Source organism: Sphingomonas sp. Leaf339, from assembly GCF_001426195.1.
Lineage (GTDB): Bacteria > Pseudomonadota > Alphaproteobacteria > Sphingomonadales > Sphingomonadaceae > Sphingomonas.
Map to the genome: position 1 here is coordinate 1 of NZ_LMRS01000048.1, position 365 is coordinate 365.

1 protein-coding gene is annotated in these 365 nt (G+C 62.2%); it reads left to right on the plus strand.

Going from position 1 to position 365, the window contains the following annotated elements; genetic code table 11:
* Positions 1-139: 139 nt before the first annotated feature.
* Positions 140-365 (plus strand): hypothetical protein (locus tag ASG67_RS19610; RefSeq protein WP_235535247.1); only part of this gene is annotated, 226 nt, incomplete at its 3' end.

Genomic DNA, 365 nt, shown 5'->3' on the forward strand with positions numbered 1-365 from the left:
ATCCTCGACCTGATCGTCGCGCTGGCGGTGTACAAGTCCGATGCTGCCTACGTCAAGTTGACCAAGTCATACTCGGCCGCTCGCCATGCCTGATGGCGGCACGCGACCGGTCCGCAGCCTGCTCAACACGCGCGGGCCAATGCGGTTCGGCGATGCGTCGTCGCCCCGCGCCTTCAACGGCGCGCTGAACTATGTCGCGGCGGTGCCGGAACCGGCTAGTTGGGCGATGATGAGAAAGAACAGCGATCATATTGGCTCGCGGGTTACCATCATTGGGGACTGTAGGACAGCGATAGGCCGCAAACTGCAGATGACGGATTCCGGCCGACCATACCATGACCAGATGCCGGTCCTCGCCTTCCTTG